Genomic DNA, 18,621 nt, shown 5'->3' with positions numbered 1-18,621 from the left:
GCAGTGGAGCAGGTGTGTCAGACCTTGGGCGCGCTTTGCATCCAGCGATCTTCGAGCTCGCGCCATGCACGTCCGACGTTCAGCGCATGGCGGGGGTCGAAGTTGCGCCAGTCGCGATAGGCGTCGCCCGGGACGTACTCGAGCGCGCGAGCTGCATCGCCACCGGCTTCAATGGCGCGCGTGATCGCGCTGTCGAGCATGTCGAGATAGGCGAGCGTCGGGCGCAGCATCTGCGCAGGCGTGCCGATGGCGGTGCCGACGACGATGGTGGCGGGCAATTGAACAAGCGCCTGCAATGCTTGACGCCAGCCGATCAGCGAGCCGTCCTGCAGGTCTGGAATGCGCTGCCGATATGCCAGGCCACCGGTGCACAGCACGCCGCGCTGCGGCGCGTACAGCACCGTGTCGGAAGCGCTGTGCGCAGCCGTACAGACGTGGACTTGCCACGCTGTCTTGCCGGTGTGCAGCCAGTCGCCATCGCGCAATGCGGGCTCGGGATAGACGATCTGCGTTGCGTGCATGACGCGCGCACCTAGCAGGGCGGTCAGCCGGGCCAAACAGGTTTCGCATCGCCGGCGCATCAGGTCGGCGGTGGCGGCCGATGCCAGGAACGCAGGGCGTGGCTGCAGTTGTGCGAACGCCGCGTTGGCGAGCACGTGCTCCGGGTGCGCGTGCGTGTTGACCACCCAGCGGATGGGTTCGGCCGTGATGTGCCGGATGGCCGCGATCAGATGGCGTCCCCATCGCGCGTGCGGGCCCGGGTCCACCACGAGAACGCCGTTGCCGGTCGTGTGTACCAGCGTGGGTACGACTTCTCCGGCATTCGCGCGCGAGGCTTCTGCGTTGACGGCGCGCGCGGCATACAGGCCATCCTGCAGGCGCAACAGCGTAACGCGGGCAGGTGCCGCAGACGCCGTCGGCGCCGGATTGATCAGGGTCGCGAGCATGATGCGCATCCAGCGTCGCCGCGCGGGGTCTGGCGCCATGTCAGGGCGCCAGCGCGGCGTTCTCGTAGCGTGGGTAGAAGCGGGTCACGTTGCGCATGTACTCCGCGGGCATTCCGCCCCATTGCGCGTAGGGCGCGTCTACCGGCATGGCAATCACCTCTGCCAGGTCTCGCCCTTCTGCGGCCGCGCGGCGCATGCGTGCCTCGAGCCACTGCAGGTACTGGCGTGTCTGCGCGATGGCATCGGCCTTGCCGAGCGCGGGCCCGTGGCTGGGGATCAACACGCGCGCTCCGCTGTCGGCAACGATCTTCTGCAACGCGTCCAGGCTGGCCAGCCAATGCGCAATGTTGGCGTGCGGCGTCGTGGGAATCCGGTCTCGAAAGGCAATGCCGCCGGCGAAGACGACACCGCTGGTCCGGTCCACCAGGACGAGATCGTCATCGGTATGCCCGTCGAGCCGAATCAGGTCGATGCGGTGGCTCCCCATGGTGCGTGTGCCGGGCGTCAATGGGACGCCGGGCGGTGTGGATACGGTGTTCTGCATCCACGCGCCGCAGATGCGGTAGAGATTGTCGGCATAGGCCGCGCCTTCGCGTTGCGCACCGGCAATGGTGCCGGGCAGCGCCTGGGGGCCGACATCCGCATAGGCCTGGTTGCCGAAGAAGTAGTCGGGATGCAGGTTGAGGTTGAACACCCAGCGCACCGGCGCCGAGGTGACCGTGCGGATGGCCTGGCGCTGCTGTTCGCCGTACAGCAGTGACGGCCCTGTGTTGATGACGAGCACGCCGTCGCCGGTATCAATAAAGGCGGTATTGATGATGTTGCAGCCGTTGCGCGCAGAGAAATCCGCGTTGGCGCCTTCGAGCACCCAGACGTCTGGGGCAACCGCCTGCGGTACGAGGTGGTAATCGGGGCGCTCTGCCCGTGCGATGGCAGTCCACATTGCCAGGCACAGCAGCAGGAGCCCCAACCGTTGGTGGCGTCGGCTCATCGTGTCACCTGTGCGCGGATGCGGTTGCCGTTGTTGTCGACGCCGGCCACGCTGATGCCGTGTTCAACGGGGCCATCCAGATCGAACGAGAAGATCGGATTCTCGGCCACGGGTTCGTACAGCGCCAGTTCAAGCATGGGCTGACGCCGGGCATCGAGCAGGTTGAGCTGCTCGATATGGAAGGACGGGATGCCCGCCACCAAGCCCGTGTCCATCGGATGCATCACGCGCAGGCGGATGCGCCTGCCTGCGCCGTTGAAGCCCGGAAACACGCGCGACTCCACCTGGTTCAGCGTGGTGCTCCACGTGGAGTTCTGGCGGGTGGCTCCGGGCAGCGTGCAGCCGCCGCCGGTGGCGTCCACCTGCAAGGTGCCGACATGCCACACACCGTCCTGCGTACGCGCCGCCACGCGCACCGCAGAGGCCTCCTGCAGCTTGAACCGGAACGACAGGGCCGGGCGCACGCGCATCGGCGCGAACTCCAGCACCTTGCGGATGGGGTTGCGGTCGACCACGACGACGATGCGCTCCACCTTGCCGAGCGCCGACGCGTCAAACGCAATCGGCACCTGCATCGGGTCTTCCGCAAATGCGGGGCCAGTGATCCTGATGCGGTTGTCGAACGTTGTTGGCGCCGCGCCAAAAACCTCCTGCTGAATCGTCGGCCAGAGCGGCGAGCCTGCCGGGTCAATGTTCGTATCGGCGCGGGCCGGCCAGGACAGGCACGCAACGGCCAACGCGGCAGCGGCAGCATGGAGTGAGGCCGTTCTCATCGTGTGCCTTGCAAGGTTCAGATGAACGGCCTGTGTTGCGAAAGTCATGCCATGCCCGCCGTGGGTCCGCATGCGCGTCCCGCGGCTGTTCAGGTGATGGGGCGTTGAGCTTTGCAACACCCGTTGTTCCATTCTGGAACAGTCAGGCGAGCCGAACGGCGTGAACCGGCGATTGGGCATGGATGCAGCATCCACCGCAGGGGATGGCCCGGGTTTTGCAGATGACGAGCGGACACAGCGCAGACAACGACGCTGCGGTCATCACTCAAACATCAGGAGACAACCCATGCGTTACGCTCATCCCGGCACTCCCGGCGCCATCGTTTCGTTCAAGCCGCGCTATGGCAACTTCATCGGTGGCGAATTCGTGTCGCCGGTCAAGGGCCAGTACTTCACCAACACCACCCCGGTGACGGGCGAGGTGATCGGCGAGTTCCCGCGCTCGACCGCTGAAGACATCGACCGCGCGCTCGACGCCGCGCATGCTGCCGCTGACGCCTGGGGGCGCACCTCGGTGCAGGACCGCTCGCTGATCCTGCTGAAGATCGCCGACCGCATCGAACAGAACCTCGAACTGCTGGCCGTGACCGAAACGTGGGACAACGGCAAGCCCGTGCGTGAAACGCTGAACGCCGACATCCCGCTGGCCGTGGACCACTTCCGCTATTTCGCCGGCTGCATCCGCGCGCAGGAAGGCTCCGCAGCCGAGATCAACGAGCACACCGTGGCGTATCACATCCACGAGCCGCTTGGTGTGGTCGGCCAGATCATCCCGTGGAATTTTCCGCTGCTGATGGCTGCATGGAAGTTGGCGCCCGCCCTGGCTGCCGGCAACTGCGTGGTGCTCAAGCCGGCCGAGCAGACGCCGCTGGGCATCTGCGTGCTGATGGAACTGATTGGCGACTTGCTGCCGGCGGGCGTGCTCAACGTCGTGCACGGCTACGGCAAGGAAGCTGGCGAGGCCCTGGCTACCAGCAAACGCATCGCGAAGATCGCCTTCACGGGCTCGACGCCGGTGGGCTCGCACATCATGAAGTGCGCGGCTGAGAACATCATCCCGTCGACGGTGGAGTTGGGCGGCAAGTCGCCCAACATCTATTTCGAAGACATCATGCAGGCCGAGCCGAGCTTCATCGAAAAGGCTGCCGAAGGCCTGGTGCTGGGCTTCTTCAACCAGGGCGAGGTGTGCACGTGCCCGTCGCGCGCGCTGGTGCAGGAATCCATCTACAGCCGCTTCATGGATGCGGTGATGACCAAGGTGGCCGCCATCAAGCGCGGTGACCCGCTCGACACCGACACGATGGTTGGCGCGCAGGCTTCGGAGCAGCAGTTCTACAAGATCCGTAGCTACCTGGAGATCGCGCAGGAAGAAGGCGCCGAATGCCTGGTCGGCGGCGACGTGGAAGTGCTGCCTGGCAATCTGTCGAAGGGCTACTACATCAAGCCGACGCTGCTCAAGGGCGACAACAGCATGCGCGTGTTCCAGGAAGAGATCTTCGGCCCGGTGATTGCCGTGACGACGTTCAAGGATGAAGCGCAGGCCCTGCAGATCGCCAACGACACCGATTTCGGCCTGGGCGCCGGTCTGTGGACGCGCGACATCAACCGCGCCTACCGCGTGGGCCGTGCCATCAAGGCAGGGCGCGTGTGGACGAACTGCTACCACCTGTATCCGGCGCACGCAGCGTTCGGTGGCTACAAGAAGTCGGGCGTGGGCCGCGAGACCCACAAGATGATGCTCGACCACTATCAGCAGACCAAGAACCTGCTGGTGAGCTACGACACCAAGCCGCTCGGCTTCTTCTGATGGTGTAGCAGGACGGCTGGCGCATGGTCATCGACACCCGTGCGCCAGCCGCTAACCTGCGAGGCAAAGACCCCGCAGGCGAAAAAAGAAGAGGAGACATGGCCATGCGCCCACACATGCACCGCCGCACGGCGCGCAGGTGTCTGCCCCATTGCCGCTGATTCCCTGAGGGGAATCGCCATCACCACGTCTGTTTCTGAAGATGCGCCATTGACGCACTCGGGCCCGGCGAGCGTGAAACACCAGGGAGACACTCCGTGCATTCGAATACCAGCCGTTCGGGCAAGGACGCCAGCCGTCTGCGCAACGCCGCGCCGCGTCTGGCCGGCGGGGTAGCGGCGCTCGCTGCCGCGGGCCTGTGCTCGCCGGCATTTGCCGAGGACCAGATCATTGCGGTGGCGTTGCCTACCGCCCAGGTCGTCGGCTCGACCCCGATCGACAGCATTGGCGTGCCCTTGTCTCAGTTTCCTGCCAATGCCCAGCGCGTCAGCGCAACCGATGCCCGCGAGCAACGCAGTTCGAACCTGGCCGACCTGCTGAACGACAACCTCGGTCAGGTCAGCATCAGCAATGGGGCGGGCAATCCGTACCAGAACGACATCAACTACCGCGGGTTTCAGGTGTCTTCGCTGCTGGGTGTGCCCATTGGCGTGTCGGTCTACTTTGATGGCGTGCGGATGAACGAGCCCTTTGGCTCCATCGTCAACTGGGACCTGATTCCCATGAACGCGATGTCCAGCGTCAACATCCTGCCGGGATCGAACCCGATGTTCGGCCTCAATACCCTGGGCGGCGCGCTGGTCGTCAACACCAAGAACGGCAAGGACAACGCCGGCACGTCGATCGAGGCGCTGGGTGGATCGTTTGGCCGCCGCGCGCTGAGCTTCGAGACTGGGGTCGTCGACAAGGCCCACAGCACCGATTACTTCGTCGCCGGCAACATCGACCGCCAGGACGGCTTTCGCGACCACTCGGGTTCTAACGTCAAGCAGCTGTACGGAAAGGCGCGGTGGCACGGCAACGATGGCGCTACCCAGTTGGAGCTGTCGGCTGCACTCGCAGATACCTCGCTGAGCGGCACGCAGTCTTTGCCGATGGACATGATGGCGAACCGCAGCGCGGCCTATACGTGGCCCGACACCATCTCGAACCGGATGGCGCTGCTGAACCTGAAGGGCAGCCATTGGTTGAACGACACCAACCAACTGGCTGGCAGCGTCTACTACCGCAAGGCGAACCTTCACAACGTCAACAGCAACGCGCAGCTCGACGATGGCTGCTTCAACGACGACGGATCGCTGGCAACGACCACCGCAGGTGGCATTACTACTTACAAATGCGCGAACAAGGCGCCCAACGGTACGGCAGTGAATGCCGTGACCGGTGCGAATGCGTTGGCGCTCGGCTACGGCCGCTGGACCAACGCGATCAACACGAGCGTTGTGGATTCCGCCACGCATGAGGACACGTTGGGCACCTCCCTGCAGTGGTCGAACTTCAGCCAGCTGGCGGGACGCAACAATACGTTCACCTTGGGTGGTGCGTTCGACCATTCGCGCATCACGTATGACCAGACCACGTATCTGGCACGGTTGATCAACTATCAGGCCGTGGTGACTCCCAATCAGGCGTACGGATTCACCGCCAATGGATTGGCTCCGTCGGCATCGAACCCGGCATTCTTCACGGGCAGCAACGTCATCGGCGCGGTCAGCCTGTCGTCCAACGTCAACAACTTCAGCGCGTACTTCACCGATACGTTGAGCGTGACGGAAAAGCTGAGCGTGACGGCATCCGGCAGCTTCAACTACACCACGCTCAACCAGGGCGGCGCCAATAACAAGTACCTGAACGGAGACGGCGGTTACTCCTGGACGGACGAAGTCTCGGGCGTGTCGTACTACAACCCCGGCTACGAAAGCGCCTATCGATATTCGAACTCGGGTTCGGGCGCAGCCTCTGCTCCGAACGGTATCCCCGCAGGGGCGGTGGCCGGGCCGGAAACGAACAGCCTCGCCGGCTCGCATCACTATCACCGGTTCAACCCGGCGCTCGGGTTCAACTACGACCTCGGATCGCGGCAGAGCATCTTCGGCAGCTACAGCGAATCGATGCGCGCACCAACATCGATCGAGTTGTCCTGCGCAGATCCGAACAGCCCATGCTCGCTTCCGACGGGGTTCAACGGCGATCCGGACCTGAAAGCCGTGATTGCCAAAACCATCGAGTTCGGCGGCCGCGGAAAGCTGGGCAAGTCCACCTACTGGAGCGCGTCTGTCTACGACTCGCGGCTGAGCAATGACATCCAGTTCATCGCCACGTCAAACACGTACGGCTACTTCGCCAACGTCGGCAAGACGGAGCGGCGCGGCTTTGAACTGGGTGCCAGCACGAAGATCGACAAGTGGTCGTTGTCAGCCAACTTTGGTTATGTCGACGCGATCTACAAGTCGGCATTCACCACGGCGAGCGGGCAGAACGTGGTCAGCGGCAACAAGATCCCCGGCATCCCCGCGAAGACGCTCAAGCTCGGCGCGTCGTACGCGTTCAGCCCGAACCTGTCGATGGGCGGGAATGTGATCCTGGTCAGCAAGCAGATCGCGCACGGCAACGAAAGCAATGCCGACCCGAACGGCGAGGTGGCCGGCTACGGTCTCGTCAATCTGAACCTGCACTACAAGCCGACGAGGCACCTCGAGATCTCCGCCTACATCAGCAACCTGTTCAACAAGCGTTATTCCACGTACGGCCTGTCGGGTATGCGGAGCATCTACACGCTCGCGACGCAACAGTTCATGACGCCCGCGCCGCCGCGCGCGATCTGGATTGGGCTGACGTATTCGTTTGGAGGCAAGACCTCCGATGCCGACAAGGACTAGCCCTGCAGACGAGATCATCATGAACGCTCTGACCTATTACTTCCGGATCGCCACGTTGCTTTGCGTGGGCCTGGTATCCACGCTTCAGGCGGTCGCCGAGGTGCCCGACCCCGTCGCCTATGTCACGAATCAGGGCGGCGGCGTGACCGTGCTGAATGCACGCACGCTCAAACAGGTTGACGAGATTGCCGTAGGCAAGGACCCACGCGGCCTCGCGGTCACGCCCGATGGCCGCTGGCTGCTGACGGCCAATCAGGGTAGCGCCGATGTGTCGGTGGTCGATACGGCCACGCGCAAGGAGATCAGACGCATCGCGGTCGGCAGGAATGTCGAGTTCATGCGCATCTCGCCCGACGGCCGCCGAGCGTTCGTCACCTACGAGCCTTCGTCGGAAGGCGGGCCACCGGGAAAGAACGTGCAGGCTGGGAAGGAAGAGAAAGGTGAGAAAGACGAAGCCCCCGCTGAAGTCGCGATCATCGACCTCAACCAGTGGGCCGTGGTGGGCCGCATCAAGGCCGCCCGCGAGACGGAAGCCATCGAGTTTTCACCAGAGGGCAAGTTGCTGCTGGTGGCGAACGAGGGTGACAACACGGTCGGCGTCTATGAGTTGTCCACGCTCAAGCAGATCCGTAGCGTGGATGTTGCGCCGTTCGGCAATCGGCCGCGCGGCATCAAGATCGCGCCGGATGGAAAGACCTATGTGGTGACGCTGGAAAATTCGAACAACCTGTTGCTGCTGGATGCCGCTTTCAAGCCGATAAGGACTGTGCCGACGGGGCAAGGGCCGTACGGCATCGCGTTTGACCGCGAGGGTCGATACCTCTGGGTGGCTGCCAGCCGCGCAGATCAACTGCAGGTGTTCGATGCCCGCACCTTTGCGCCGGTGGCTGCCATTCCGGTTGGCAAGCGTTGCTGGCACTTCAGCTTCACGCCGGGCGACCAGAAGCTGCTGCTGGCCTGCGGCCGCTCGAACACTGTGCAGGTGATCGACCCGCAGAAGCGCGCGGTCGTCGATGCGCTGCCGGGCTACAAGCTGCCCTGGGGCGTGGTGACTTATCCAACCTCGGTGGGCACTCTTGATGCGCCCCGCTGATCGACCCGCCATCGCCCCGGCACCGGCCTATGCGGGCCTGTCGATCGCTTTGCATTGGGTCAGCGCCTTGCTCCTATGCGGGCTGTTCGCGCTGGGCTACTACATGACGGGTCTGGCCAAGGGCGCGCCAGGAAAGGCCGCCTGGGTGAATCTGCATAAATCGCTCGGCCTGACGGCGGCGCTGGTGATTGCGTGGCGCGTGGCCGTGCGCTTGCGCCGTGTTGCGCCACCTTCGATCCCGGGGCTGCACTGCTGGGAGGCGGAGCTGGCGCGCATCACGCACCGCCTGCTCTACATGTGCATGGTCGTCATGCCGCTGTCGGGTTACCTCGGGTCTTCGTTCAATCAATACGGAACGCGCTTCTGGGGCGTGCCATTGCCGCGCTGGGGTTGGGTCGACAGCGCACTGCAGCACATGTTCTACACGGTACACAGCACGACGGCCGATCTGCTTCTCTGCTTGGTCGCGCTCCACGTTGCCGGGGTGATCAAGCACCAATGGCTCGATGCACAGCGATGCGTGCAGCGCATGTTGCCGGGCGGGCGCACGCGCGCGCTGTAGGCCACGGGCTTTGCGGGGGCTGCGTGCATGGCGTTGTTCCATTTCGCAACAGAACACACGATGTGTTGCGGTATGGCACGCAACACCGCACTGCAAGTTGCCTGAAACCGCGGTTTTACGGCGTTTTTCGATGGCACGGGATTTGCCCTGAGTCCGACCGGTGTGACATCACACTGCCGGACCTGGACCATAAATAGAGGTAGAGGAGACAAGAATGAGGACACTACGAGTGATTGCACTTGCGGCTGCAATGGCGGCAGCAAGTGTTGCCGTGCACGCGGCAACGCCCCCCGTTACCGATGCCATGATCGAGAACGACGCGAAATCGTCGAACGACGTGCTGACCTGGGGCATGGGTACGCAAGGGCAGCGCTTCTCCACGCTCACCAAGATCAACACGAAGAATGTCAGCCAGCTCGTGCCGGCATGGTCGTTCTCGTTTGGCGGTGAGAAGCAGCGCGGGCAGGAAGCCCAGCCGCTGATCTACAACGGCAAGATGTTCGTCACGGCGTCGTACTCGCGCATCTATGCGATCGACCTCAAGACCGGCAAGAAGCTGTGGAAGTACGAGCAGCGTCTGCCGGAGGGCATCATGCCTTGCTGCGACGTCGTCAACCGTGGCGCTGCGCTGTACGACAACCTGGTCATCTTCTCCACGCTGGATGCGCAGCTGATCGCGCTCAACCAGGACACCGGCAAGATCGTCTGGAAAGACAAGATCGAGGATTACGCTGCGGGCTACTCCACGACCGCTGCACCGCTGATCGTGAAAGGCATGGTGCTGACGGGCGTGTCGGGTGGCGAGTTTGGCGTGGTCGGCCGCGTGGAAGCGCGCGATGCCAAGACCGGTCAGTTGATCTGGTCGCGTCCGACGGTCGAAGGCCACATGGGCTACAAGTACGACAAGGACGGCAACAAGACCGAGAACGGCATGACGGGCACGCTCAACGCGAGCTGGCCCGGCGAGACGTGGAAGACCGGTGGTGCATCGACGTGGCTGGGCGGCACGTATGACCCGCAGACCAACCTGGTCTACTTCGGCACCGGCAACCCGGGCCCGTGGAACAGCCATCTGCGCAAGGGCGACAACCTGTATTCGTCGTCGACGCTGGCCATCAACCCGGACACCGGAAAGATCGTCTGGCACTACCAGAACACCCCGAACGACGGCTGGGATTTCGATGGCGTGAACGAGTTCGTCACGTTCGACATGGACGGCAAGCGCGTCGGCGGGAAGGCTGACCGCAATGGCTTCTTCTACGTGAACGACGCGAAGAGTGGCAAGCTGCTCAACGCGTTCCCGTTCGTGAAGGTCAACTGGGCCACCAGCATCGACCTCAAGACCGGCCGCCCGAACTACGCACCGGACCACCGGCCGGGCGACCCGGCGCAAGCCACGGGTGAAGACAAAAAGGGCAAGGCGGTGTTTGCCGAGCCGGGCTTCCTGGGCGGAAAGAACCAGATGCCGATGGCTTACAGCCCGCAAACCGGCCTGTTTTACGTACCCGCCAACGAGTGGGGCATGGAGATCTGGAACGAGCCCGTCAGCTACAAAAAGGGCGCGGCCTACCTGGGCGCTGGCTTCACCATCAAGCCGCTCAATGAGGATTACATCGGCGCACTGCGCGCGATCAACCCGAAGACCGGCAAGATTGAATGGCAGATCAAGAACAACGCCCCGCTGTGGGGTGGTGTGATGACGACTGCCGGCGGACTGGTGTTCTGGGGCACGCCCGAGGGCTATCTGAAGGCGGCCGATGCCAAGACCGGCAAGGAGCTGTGGGAATTCCAGACCGGCAGCGGCATCGTTGCGCCGCCCGTCACCTGGGAAGACAACGGCGAGCAGTTCGTGGCCGTGGTGTCGGGCTGGGGTGGTGCAGTGCCGCTGTGGGGCGGTGAAGTGGCCAAGCGCGTGAACTTCCTGGAGCAGGGCGGTTCGGTTTGGGTGTTCAAGTTGCACAAGAACTGACGTGCTGAGTTGAGCGCTGTGCGCCCTGTGCGGCGCGCAGCCTCTCGCACAGCTTCATGGAGTTTCAGATCGTGATCATGCGTAATGGAGTGTTTTCGTTGCTGGCCGTAGCGTGCGCAGCAATTGGCGCGGCACCTGCCCACGCCGCCCCCGACATGCAGGCCCTGGCCGACAAGAGCGGCTGCTTCTCGTGCCACAGCATGCACGCCAAGATCGTCGGCCCCGCCTTTGCCGACGTGGCCGCAAAATACAAGGGCGATGCCGATGCGCCGACCAGGCTGGCGCAGAAAGTGCGCGACGGCGGCAAGGGCACGTGGGGCCGTATCCCAATGCCCCCGCATCCCAATCTCAAGGAAGACGAAGCGAAGCAGCTGGTGGCCTGGGTGTTGAGTTCAGGCTCCTAGGTTTCGACGTTGTTCGCAAGGAAAGAACAGAGGGCCGGCATTGTCCGGCCCTCTTCGCTTTCTATGGATGACCGCGCTCTATGGCTGTGTCAGCCGGCGCGAGTTGGCATCCGTTCGAAACACGATCGGCACTTCACCGGTGCGCGTGTCCCGTATCTGCCCGAACCCGTTCATCGCAGCCATCCGGCCTTGCAGCACCACCTTCTGCAGTGCGCCGTGATCTGCCGACTTTCCACACACCGGGTCCGTGCGTGTCGCATCGCCCGTCAACAGGTACGCCTGACAGCGGCAGCCGCCGGCATCTTCCTCGCGCGATTCGCATGACTGGCATGGCTCCGGCATCCAATGCGTGCCGCGAAAGCGTTGAAAGGCGTCGCTGCTTCGCCAGATGTCGCGCAGCGGCTGGCTGAGCACGTTGGGCAGCTCCAACCCCGGCAGCATGCGCGCCGAGTGGCAGGGCAGCGCAACGCCATCCGGCGCGATGCCGAGGAATGTCGTGCCCCAGCCGTTCATGCACTTCTTCGGGCGCTGCTCGAAGTAGTCCGGCACGACGTAGAGCAACTGGCACCGGCTGCCGATGCGGGCCCGGTAGTCGTTCACGACAGCCTCGGCGTCGCGCAGTTGCTCCAGGGTGGGCATCAGCGCCAGGCGGTTCTCCCACGCCCAGCCGTAGTACTGCGTGTTGGCGAGTTCCAGGTATTCGGCCCCGATCTCCAGCGCCATGTCGATGATGGCCCCCACGTGCGGCAGGTTGTGCCGGTGCATCACGCAGTTCATCACCATCGGATAACCGTGGGCCTTGATCAGATCGGCCACGCGGCGCTTCAGATCGAAGGTGCGCGTGCTCGACAGAAAGTCGTTCAGCTCACGCGTGGAGTCCTGGAACGACAACTGGATATGGTCGAGCCCCGCAGCGCGCAACGCCCCAAGCCGCGCATCGGTCAGGCCTACCCCGGACGTCACGAGGTTCACGTAGAACCCGAGCCCATGCGCATGCGCGACCAGTGTTTCGAGATCCTTGCGCAACAGCGGCTCGCCGCCCGAGAGGCCAAGCTGCACAGCACCTAGCGCCCGGGCTTGGGTAAATACATCGCACCACTGCTCGGTAGTGAGTTCCTGGTCGTGCCGCGTGTAGTCGACCGGGTTGGAGCAGAAGGCGCAATGCAGCGGGCAGCGATAGGTCAGCTCGGCCAGCAGCCAGAGCGGCGGACCGGGCATCGGCGTAGCGGCCGGCGCCAGCAGCGAATCGGCCTCAAACGAGCCAGCCGCGTTCAAGTGCATGTTTGACAAAGGCGTGGACCTCCGGAGCGATGCCCTGCACGCCAAAGGCGGACTGCAGGTCGTCGATCAGCATGTCGAGGGTATGGGCACCGTCGCAGCGCTGCAGGATCGCGGCGGCGCTGTCATTGAGGGTGACCATGCCCTCGGGGTACAGCAGCACCCAGCTTTGCTGCATGTCTTCCCATTGCAGCCGGAAGGTCCGGTGCAGCATGGGGTGGGCCGGATCAGGCAAGGGAGGGCTCATGTGCGTGGGCCTGTTGGATGGCATCGAGCATCGACCAGAGGATGTCGAGCTTGAACTGCAGGATGTCCAGCGCACGCTGTTGCTGCTCGGGCGTGCGGAAGTAGTCGAGTGTCACGCGCAGGCCGTGCTCGACGTCGCGCGAGGCCAGCGGAATGCGTGAGCGGAAGTACGCCAGCCCTTCCGGCTGCACCCACGGATAGTGATCGGGCCAGCCGGCCAGCCGTTCCTTGTGGATGTCCGGCGCAAACATCTCCGTGAGGGAGGAGCACACCGCTTCCTGCCAAGGCGCGCGGCGCGCAAAGTTCACATACGCATCCACCGCAAAGCGCACGCCCGGCAGCAGATGCCGGTGAGACCACAGTGCGTCGCGCGTGAGGCCCACGGCTTCGCCCAGCCGCACCCAGCTTTCGATGCCGCCCGGCTGGACGTCGTCGCCATCGTGGTCATGAATGCGGACGATCCACTCACGGCGTGTTGCCCGGTCAGGGCAGTTGGACAGGATGGCCGCATCCTTGAGCGGGATGTTGACCTGGTAGTAGAAGCGGTTCGCGACCCAGGTGCGGATTTCCTCGGGAGTGCATTCGCCGGCGCGCATGCGCAGGTTGAAGGGATGATGGATGTGATAGCCCGCCTGCTTCGCGCGCAGTCGCGCTTCGAAGTCTTCGGCAGTCCAGGCAACAGGATGTGTCATAGCGAGATTTCCATGCCGTCGTAAGCCACCTCGATACCGTGCGCCTCCAACTCGCGTCGCTGCGGCGAGTCTTCATCGAGGATCGGGTTGGTGTTGTTGATGTGGATGAGCACCTTGCGCGTGGCCGGCAGCTGGTCGAGGACTTCGATCATGCCTCCGGGGCCGGATTGCGCGAGGTGGCCCATGTCGGCTGCCGTCTTGGTGGAAAAACCCAGGGCGAGCATTTCGTCGTCTTGCCAGCAGGTGCCGTCCACCAGCACCACATCGGCCGCGCCCAGTTCGTCGAACACATGGGGTTCGACGCGGGCAAGGCCGGGGGCGTAGAACGCCCGCCGACCGCTCTTTCTGTCGACGATGCGCAAGCCGATGTTGTCGCCCACGCGGCGCGCGTTGCGGCTGGGCGAATAGGGCGGCGCCTTGCTCTCCAGCGGGATGGCCGTCAACGCCACGTCGTCGAGCGGCGGCACCGAGAACGCCGTGCCGTCCAGCGCCAGCGCGCGCGTGTCGAGCCCGCAGTAGTGCGACAACATGCGTGTGAGCGGGAAAGCGGTGGACAGATCGCTGATGACGGCCGCGCTGGCATAGACCGGCAGCGCTTGCCGATGCTCGCGCAGCATCAAGAGGCCGGTCACGTGGTCGATCTGCGCATCCATCAGTACGACGCCCACGATGCCCGTATCACGCGGCGCACGTGCCGGTTGCAGCGCCGGCGAACTGCGCAGCTGCGCGAGGATGTCAGGCGAGGCATTCACCACGATCCAGTTGTGTTGGCCGTCGCCGAGTGCGATGGAAGACTGCGTGCGCGGGGTGGCACGCACGGTGCCGCGCCGCACGCCGTCGCAGTTGCGACAGTTGCAGTTCCACTGTGGGAAACCGCCGCCGGCGGCCGAGCCGAGAACCCTGAGTATGGTCATGATGCAAATCCAACGTGTCGGGCGGATTGAGCAAGAAGTCGGCCAGGGCATGGCGCTGAGGCATGCGCGCCGCGCGCCGAAAAAAAAGAAGCCCGCCGTGAAGAACCGGCGGGCTCGTGGAGCCTTGCGTGCTCAGCCGCGCAGCATCAGCGGTTGGCGATGTACATGGTGATTTCGAACCCGAGTCGCAGTTCGGTATAGGCGGGCGTCGTCCAGTTCATGTCTCCTCCTTGAGGGTTGGCATAGTTAGTGAGTGCACTGCGTTGTTCAGCGGCTGACGCAGGCGTTTGCCGAACACAGCCGCATCGTCATCAAGGCAACATCCATGCCCACTTCCGACTGGCCAACCACGTCCACCAGCTTCAACCTGCGCGCGCCGGACGGCCACTGCTTGCATGTGCGGCAATGCGGCCCTAACTGCGGCGAACCGTGGCTGGTGCTGCATGGCGGGCCGGGCAGCGGCTGCGTGCCATCGATGGCCGCGTGGTTCGATCCGCTGCGGCATCGCGCCGTGCTGCCGGACCAGCGCGGCGCAGGGCGCTCGCGACCGGCCGGCACGCTACGGCGCAATACGGTGACGGCATTGCTGGCCGATCTTGAGCAACTGCGCGCCGCACTTGGCATTGCGCGCTGGGGCGTGGTCGGCGGGTCATGGGGTGCGGCGCTGGCGCTGGCCTATGCCGATCGCTTTCCCCATGCCGTATCGGCGCTGGTGCTGCGCGGCACTTTCCTGACCGGTTTCGACGATGTGCAGGCGCTGTTCAATGCGCGCGGTGCCGGGCGTGATCTCTTGCGGAGCGTCGACGCGCGCGGCGAGGGTTTTCCCGCGGCCCGTGGTCGCCTTCTCGTTGCAACAGACATGTTGCAGCCTGGTACAACTGTTCAGAAATTGAACATCGCCTGTGCGTGGCAGCGTGCGGAGCATCGGTTGTTGGGGCTGCGGCCGCAGGCACGTCGCCAAACATGGCAGCAGCGCATGGCTCTCGTGCGCAAGTATCAGTTGCAGGCGCATTACCTGTATCGGCGGGCGGGGCTTGGGAAAGCTGCGTTGCTGCGGGCGGCTGCGCGTATCGGCGCGAGGGGATTGCCGGTCACACTACTGCATGGGCGGCAAGACAACGTTTGCCACCCCCGGAATGCGCTGCGATTGTCTGCAGCGATACCGCATGCGCGGTTGGTGTGGGTGCCGGGCGGGCACCTGGCGGTAGGGGAGATGGCGAACGCGCTGGGCGCTGCCATCCGTGCGTCGGCGTGGTCAGTCGGTGTCTGAGGGCAAACCGCCTGCCTCGTCGATCCTGCGGTAGATCGTGTTGCGTGAAATGCCGAGCGCCTTGGCAGCGGCGGAGATGTTGCCGTTGTGCGCCTTCACGGCCGCCATGATGGTCATGCTCTCCACATCGGCAAGCCGCTTGGGCTGGGAGCCGCCCACGCTTTGAGTGACGGGCGGCACAGCCGCTGTCGGCGCCACCGCGTTGTCTGCCGCCGGCTGGTCGCCGTGGCGCGCCTGCCAGTCTTCAAGAAAATCGTCGGGCAGATGGTCTTCGGTGATCTCCGGCGCGCCTTCGGCCATCAGCCGGGCGGTGCGCAGCAGATTACCGAGCTGGCGGATGTTGCCGGGCCAGTGGTAGCAGCGGAACATCTGCATCACGGCTTCGCTGATGGGGGGCGCGTCTGCCTGTTCGAGCTTCAGCAGCTTGTCGGCCACCACGTCGAGGTCGGTGCGCTCGCGCAGTGCCGGCAGGCGCACGACCAGGCCGTTGAGGCGGTAGTACAGGTCCTCGCGGAACTGCCCGCTGGCCACCATCTCGCGCATGTTGCGGTGGGTCGCGCACACGACGGTCACATCCACCTGGATCAGCTTGTTGCTCCCCAGCGGCGACACCGCACGCTCTTGCAGCGCGCGCAGCAGGCGGGCCTGCAGGTGCAGCGGCATGTCGCCAATCTCGTCGAGGAACAGCGTGCCGCCGTTGGCCAGCACCATCTTGCCGATGCCGCCTTTCTTGCGCGCGCCGGTAAAGGCGCCTTCTTCGTAGCCGAACAGTTCGGATTCAATCAGCGCTTCCGGAATCGACGCGCAGTTCACGGCGATGAAGGGGCCGGCATGGCGCGGGCTGTCGGCGTGGATGGCGCGCGCGAGCAGTTCCTTGCCGGTGCCGGTTTCGCCCAGGACCATGACAGGAATGTCCTTGCCGATGACCTTGCGCAGCTTGCCGATCACGGTCTGGATCTGCGCGTCGCCGGTATCCAGTGCCTCCAGGCTTGCCGGTTGCCGGGATGGCTCGATGTAGGCGCGGCGCGGCGCCGTGTCGTGGTCGGTCGAACGTTCTGCGCCCATTGCGCCGCCCACCATGCGGTTGGCCGGCCGCTTCCATTCGACGCGCGCAAACACCTTCACGCCGCTGGGCAACTGCAGCTGCACGATGCCTGCCGCCGCGGTACGTTCCCGGTCGATCAACTGCGACATCGACAGCCCGAACAGCGACGAAAAGGTATGTGCTTGAAGCGCGCGGATCGACAGGCCGAGCTGGAACTCGCCACTGCGGTTGGCCGACAGGAAGCGCCCCGCCGGCGTGAAGGCCGCGATCCCTTCGACCAGCGTGCCGATGAATTCCGGGCGCGAGTGGAAGTGGATGCACACCACGTCCTGGAACGTGTTGGCAAACAGCTGGTTCTCGATCATCTGGGCCGACATGCGCACCAGCGCCATGGTGTGCTTGTGGAAGCCACGATGGTCACCCGTCACATCGAGCGCGCCCACGGTGGCGCCGTACGGATCGAAGATCGGCGCACACGAGCAGGTGAGGAACTGGTTGGCCTCAAGGTAGTGCTCCGAGCCGTGGACCAGCGTGGGTTTGCCGTCGGCCAGCGCCGTGCCGATGGCGTTGGTGCCACGGCTCGCTTCCGACCACAGCGCGCCCGGCTGCAGGGCCACTTTGCTGGCCTGGGCCAGGAAATCGTCGTCGCCCATCGAATGCAGGATCAGGCCCGACGTATCGGTCAGGATCACCATGCTCTGCGTGTTGACGATCTGGCTGTAGAGCGTCTCCATGACGGGCAGCGCGTGCGTGAACAGCGACTGGCTGCGCTCGATCTCGGTCTTCAGCTCGTTATGCAGCACCGGGCAGAAGTCGGGCGATTCATAGGGCCGCAGGCCGTACGACTTGGATCGTTCGTGCGATTGCGCGATCAGTTCGGGCTGATCGTGCGGTGCGTCACCGAGCGTGGCCGGGGCGTTGTCGGAAGCGCGCGTGCCGGCTGCCGCGTGAGGGGTCATGGTGTGTCTCCTAAAACCTCGCCCGCAATCTGTGTGCGGGTCGCCCGGATCGCTTCATTTAAGCAGGGAGCGAACCGGAAGTGTTGCGCCATGAAGCAAGACCCTTGCCAGGGTGTTGCATTCCTGAGCACCTGTGCCAACCCATGCCTCCGATATCTGGAGCGTTTGGCGGATCTTGGCGGTGTCTCCCGGCAGATTCTCGACTTGGTATGGCTCTTGCAGAAATGCCTCCAAAAATCGTTTCAACGACAACTAGGAGACACTCTTGAAAACGCCTCGCAACTTGCTCGCGCTGCTTTCTGCCTGCGCATTCCTGGCCGCGGGATTGCCCGCAACCGCATCCGCTCACGGCGATGTCACGCCGCAGGCCGTAGACACGCACACCTTACCGCAACTCGGCGCCGATTGGCGTCAGGACAATCCATACCGGACCGGTCCCGCACACGACGAAGCGCTGCGGATCGGCTCCTCCGGGTTCAACCAGAACTGCGCGCGCTGCCATGGGCTGGAGGCCATCTCGGGCGGGATCGCCCCCGACCTGCGCAAGCTCGACACCGATTGCATGTCGTTGGCCGACGCCAAGAAGAAGGAAGCCTGCTACGGCGAGGTGTCGCAATACTTCACAGCCACCGTCCGCCACGGCCGCACCCGTGACGGTCGTGTCTACATGCCGCCGTTTGAAGGCGTGCTGACCCAGGAAGCGGTCTGGGCGATCAAGACGTATCTGGAATCGCGCCGCGTACAGGACTAGTAGGTCGGCCTGCCTCAGTTGGCAGCTTGGCGAGCCGGTGC

General features: G+C 64.3%; 17 protein-coding genes. 8 read left to right on the top strand and 9 right to left on the bottom strand.

What is annotated here, in order from left to right; genetic code table 11:
* Positions 1 to 17: 17 nt before the first annotated feature.
* The 3 genes from ACU8YE_RS09255 to ACU8YE_RS09245 are packed head-to-tail and all read right to left on the bottom strand — an operon-like array spanning position 18 to position 2,711.
* Complete coding sequence (locus ACU8YE_RS09255; RefSeq protein ID WP_316869970.1) at positions 18 to 947, bottom strand: MBL fold metallo-hydrolase; 930 nt, start codon at positions 945 to 947, stop codon at positions 18 to 20.
* A gap of 40 nt (positions 948 to 987) precedes the next feature.
* Complete coding sequence (locus tag ACU8YE_RS09250) at positions 988 to 1,938, bottom strand: quinoprotein relay system zinc metallohydrolase 1 (protein ID WP_446928559.1); 951 nt, start codon at positions 1,936 to 1,938, stop codon at positions 988 to 990.
* Complete coding sequence (locus ACU8YE_RS09245) at positions 1,935 to 2,711, bottom strand: quinoprotein dehydrogenase-associated SoxYZ-like carrier (RefSeq protein ID WP_446928615.1); 777 nt, start codon at positions 2,709 to 2,711, stop codon at positions 1,935 to 1,937. Before ACU8YE_RS09245 ends, ACU8YE_RS09250 begins: the two co-directional genes overlap by 4 nt.
* A 286-nt stretch (positions 2,712 to 2,997) precedes the next feature.
* Here ACU8YE_RS09245 and exaC point away from each other — a divergent pair, with 286 nt between their 5' ends.
* The 6 genes from exaC (at position 2,998) to ACU8YE_RS09215 (ending at position 11,425) form a co-directional block, all read left to right on the top strand.
* Complete coding sequence (exaC, locus tag ACU8YE_RS09240; protein ID WP_024972380.1) at positions 2,998 to 4,518, top strand: acetaldehyde dehydrogenase ExaC; 1,521 nt, start codon at positions 2,998 to 3,000, stop codon at positions 4,516 to 4,518.
* Positions 4,519 to 4,775: 257 nt separating this feature from the next.
* Complete coding sequence (locus ACU8YE_RS09235) at positions 4,776 to 7,397, top strand: TonB-dependent receptor domain-containing protein (protein ID WP_446928558.1); 2,622 nt, start codon at positions 4,776 to 4,778, stop codon at positions 7,395 to 7,397.
* 19 nt (positions 7,398 to 7,416) lie between these two features.
* Positions 7,417 to 8,490 carry a beta-propeller fold lactonase family protein gene (locus ACU8YE_RS09230; protein WP_446928557.1) on the top strand — a complete coding sequence of 358 codons (1,074 nt, stop codon included), beginning with the start codon at positions 7,417 to 7,419 and terminating at the stop codon, positions 8,488 to 8,490.
* Complete coding sequence (locus ACU8YE_RS09225) at positions 8,477 to 9,052, top strand: cytochrome b (RefSeq protein WP_446928556.1); 576 nt, start codon at positions 8,477 to 8,479, stop codon at positions 9,050 to 9,052. Before ACU8YE_RS09230 ends, ACU8YE_RS09225 begins: the two co-directional genes overlap by 14 nt.
* 214 nt (positions 9,053 to 9,266) lie before the next feature.
* Positions 9,267 to 11,021 carry a PQQ-dependent methanol/ethanol family dehydrogenase gene (locus ACU8YE_RS09220; RefSeq protein ID WP_260801945.1) on the top strand — a complete coding sequence of 585 codons (1,755 nt, stop codon included), beginning with the start codon at positions 9,267 to 9,269 and terminating at the stop codon, positions 11,019 to 11,021.
* 71 nt (positions 11,022 to 11,092) lie between these two features.
* Positions 11,093 to 11,425: a c-type cytochrome gene (locus ACU8YE_RS09215; protein WP_232043036.1), complete on the top strand. Its 333-nt coding sequence runs from the start codon at positions 11,093 to 11,095 to the stop codon at positions 11,423 to 11,425.
* A gap of 78 nt (positions 11,426 to 11,503) precedes the next feature.
* Here the strand turns inward: ACU8YE_RS09215 and pqqE are convergent, their stop codons facing one another.
* From pqqE to pqqA, 5 genes are all read right to left on the bottom strand, one after another.
* Positions 11,504 to 12,706 carry a pyrroloquinoline quinone biosynthesis protein PqqE gene (gene pqqE, locus ACU8YE_RS09210; RefSeq protein WP_260801944.1) on the bottom strand — a complete coding sequence of 401 codons (1,203 nt, stop codon included), beginning with the start codon at positions 12,704 to 12,706 and terminating at the stop codon, positions 11,504 to 11,506.
* Positions 12,678 to 12,950, bottom strand: a complete 273-nt coding sequence (gene pqqD / locus ACU8YE_RS09205; protein WP_045206002.1) for a pyrroloquinoline quinone biosynthesis peptide chaperone PqqD — start codon at positions 12,948 to 12,950, stop codon at positions 12,678 to 12,680. Before pqqD ends, pqqE begins: the two co-directional genes overlap by 29 nt.
* Positions 12,931 to 13,641 carry a pyrroloquinoline-quinone synthase PqqC gene (gene pqqC, locus ACU8YE_RS09200; protein ID WP_232040689.1) on the bottom strand — a complete coding sequence of 237 codons (711 nt, stop codon included), beginning with the start codon at positions 13,639 to 13,641 and terminating at the stop codon, positions 12,931 to 12,933. Before pqqC ends, pqqD begins: the two co-directional genes overlap by 20 nt.
* On the bottom strand, positions 13,638 to 14,555 hold the full coding sequence (pqqB, locus tag ACU8YE_RS09195; RefSeq protein ID WP_316878872.1) for a pyrroloquinoline quinone biosynthesis protein PqqB: 918 nt from the start codon (positions 14,553 to 14,555) through the stop codon (positions 13,638 to 13,640). Before pqqB ends, pqqC begins: the two co-directional genes overlap by 4 nt.
* Before the next feature lie 146 nt (positions 14,556 to 14,701).
* Positions 14,702 to 14,776, bottom strand: a complete 75-nt coding sequence (pqqA, locus tag ACU8YE_RS09190) for a pyrroloquinoline quinone precursor peptide PqqA (protein ID WP_009277446.1) — start codon at positions 14,774 to 14,776, stop codon at positions 14,702 to 14,704.
* Between the two features lie 104 nt (positions 14,777 to 14,880).
* Here pqqA and ACU8YE_RS09185 point away from each other — a divergent pair, with 104 nt between their 5' ends.
* Complete coding sequence (locus ACU8YE_RS09185; RefSeq protein WP_446928555.1) at positions 14,881 to 15,825, top strand: alpha/beta fold hydrolase; 945 nt, start codon at positions 14,881 to 14,883, stop codon at positions 15,823 to 15,825.
* Here the strand turns inward: ACU8YE_RS09185 and ACU8YE_RS09180 are convergent.
* Complete coding sequence (locus ACU8YE_RS09180; RefSeq protein WP_414560890.1) at positions 15,811 to 17,829, bottom strand: sigma-54-dependent Fis family transcriptional regulator; 2,019 nt, start codon at positions 17,827 to 17,829, stop codon at positions 15,811 to 15,813. The two genes, ACU8YE_RS09185 and ACU8YE_RS09180, sit on opposite strands and share 15 nt — an antisense overlap.
* Positions 17,830 to 18,094: 265 nt before the next feature.
* On the opposite strand from ACU8YE_RS09180, the gene pedF reads away from it, so the two are divergent.
* Positions 18,095 to 18,580, top strand: coding sequence for a cytochrome c-550 PedF (pedF, locus tag ACU8YE_RS09175; RefSeq protein WP_232040685.1), 486 nt, complete (start codon positions 18,095 to 18,097; stop codon positions 18,578 to 18,580).
* Positions 18,581 to 18,621: the final 41 nt, after the last annotated feature.

Source organism: Ralstonia sp. VS2407, from assembly GCF_052950655.1.
Note: the sequence above shows the minus strand (reverse complement) of the source record. Positions and strands in the feature narration are given on the sequence as shown.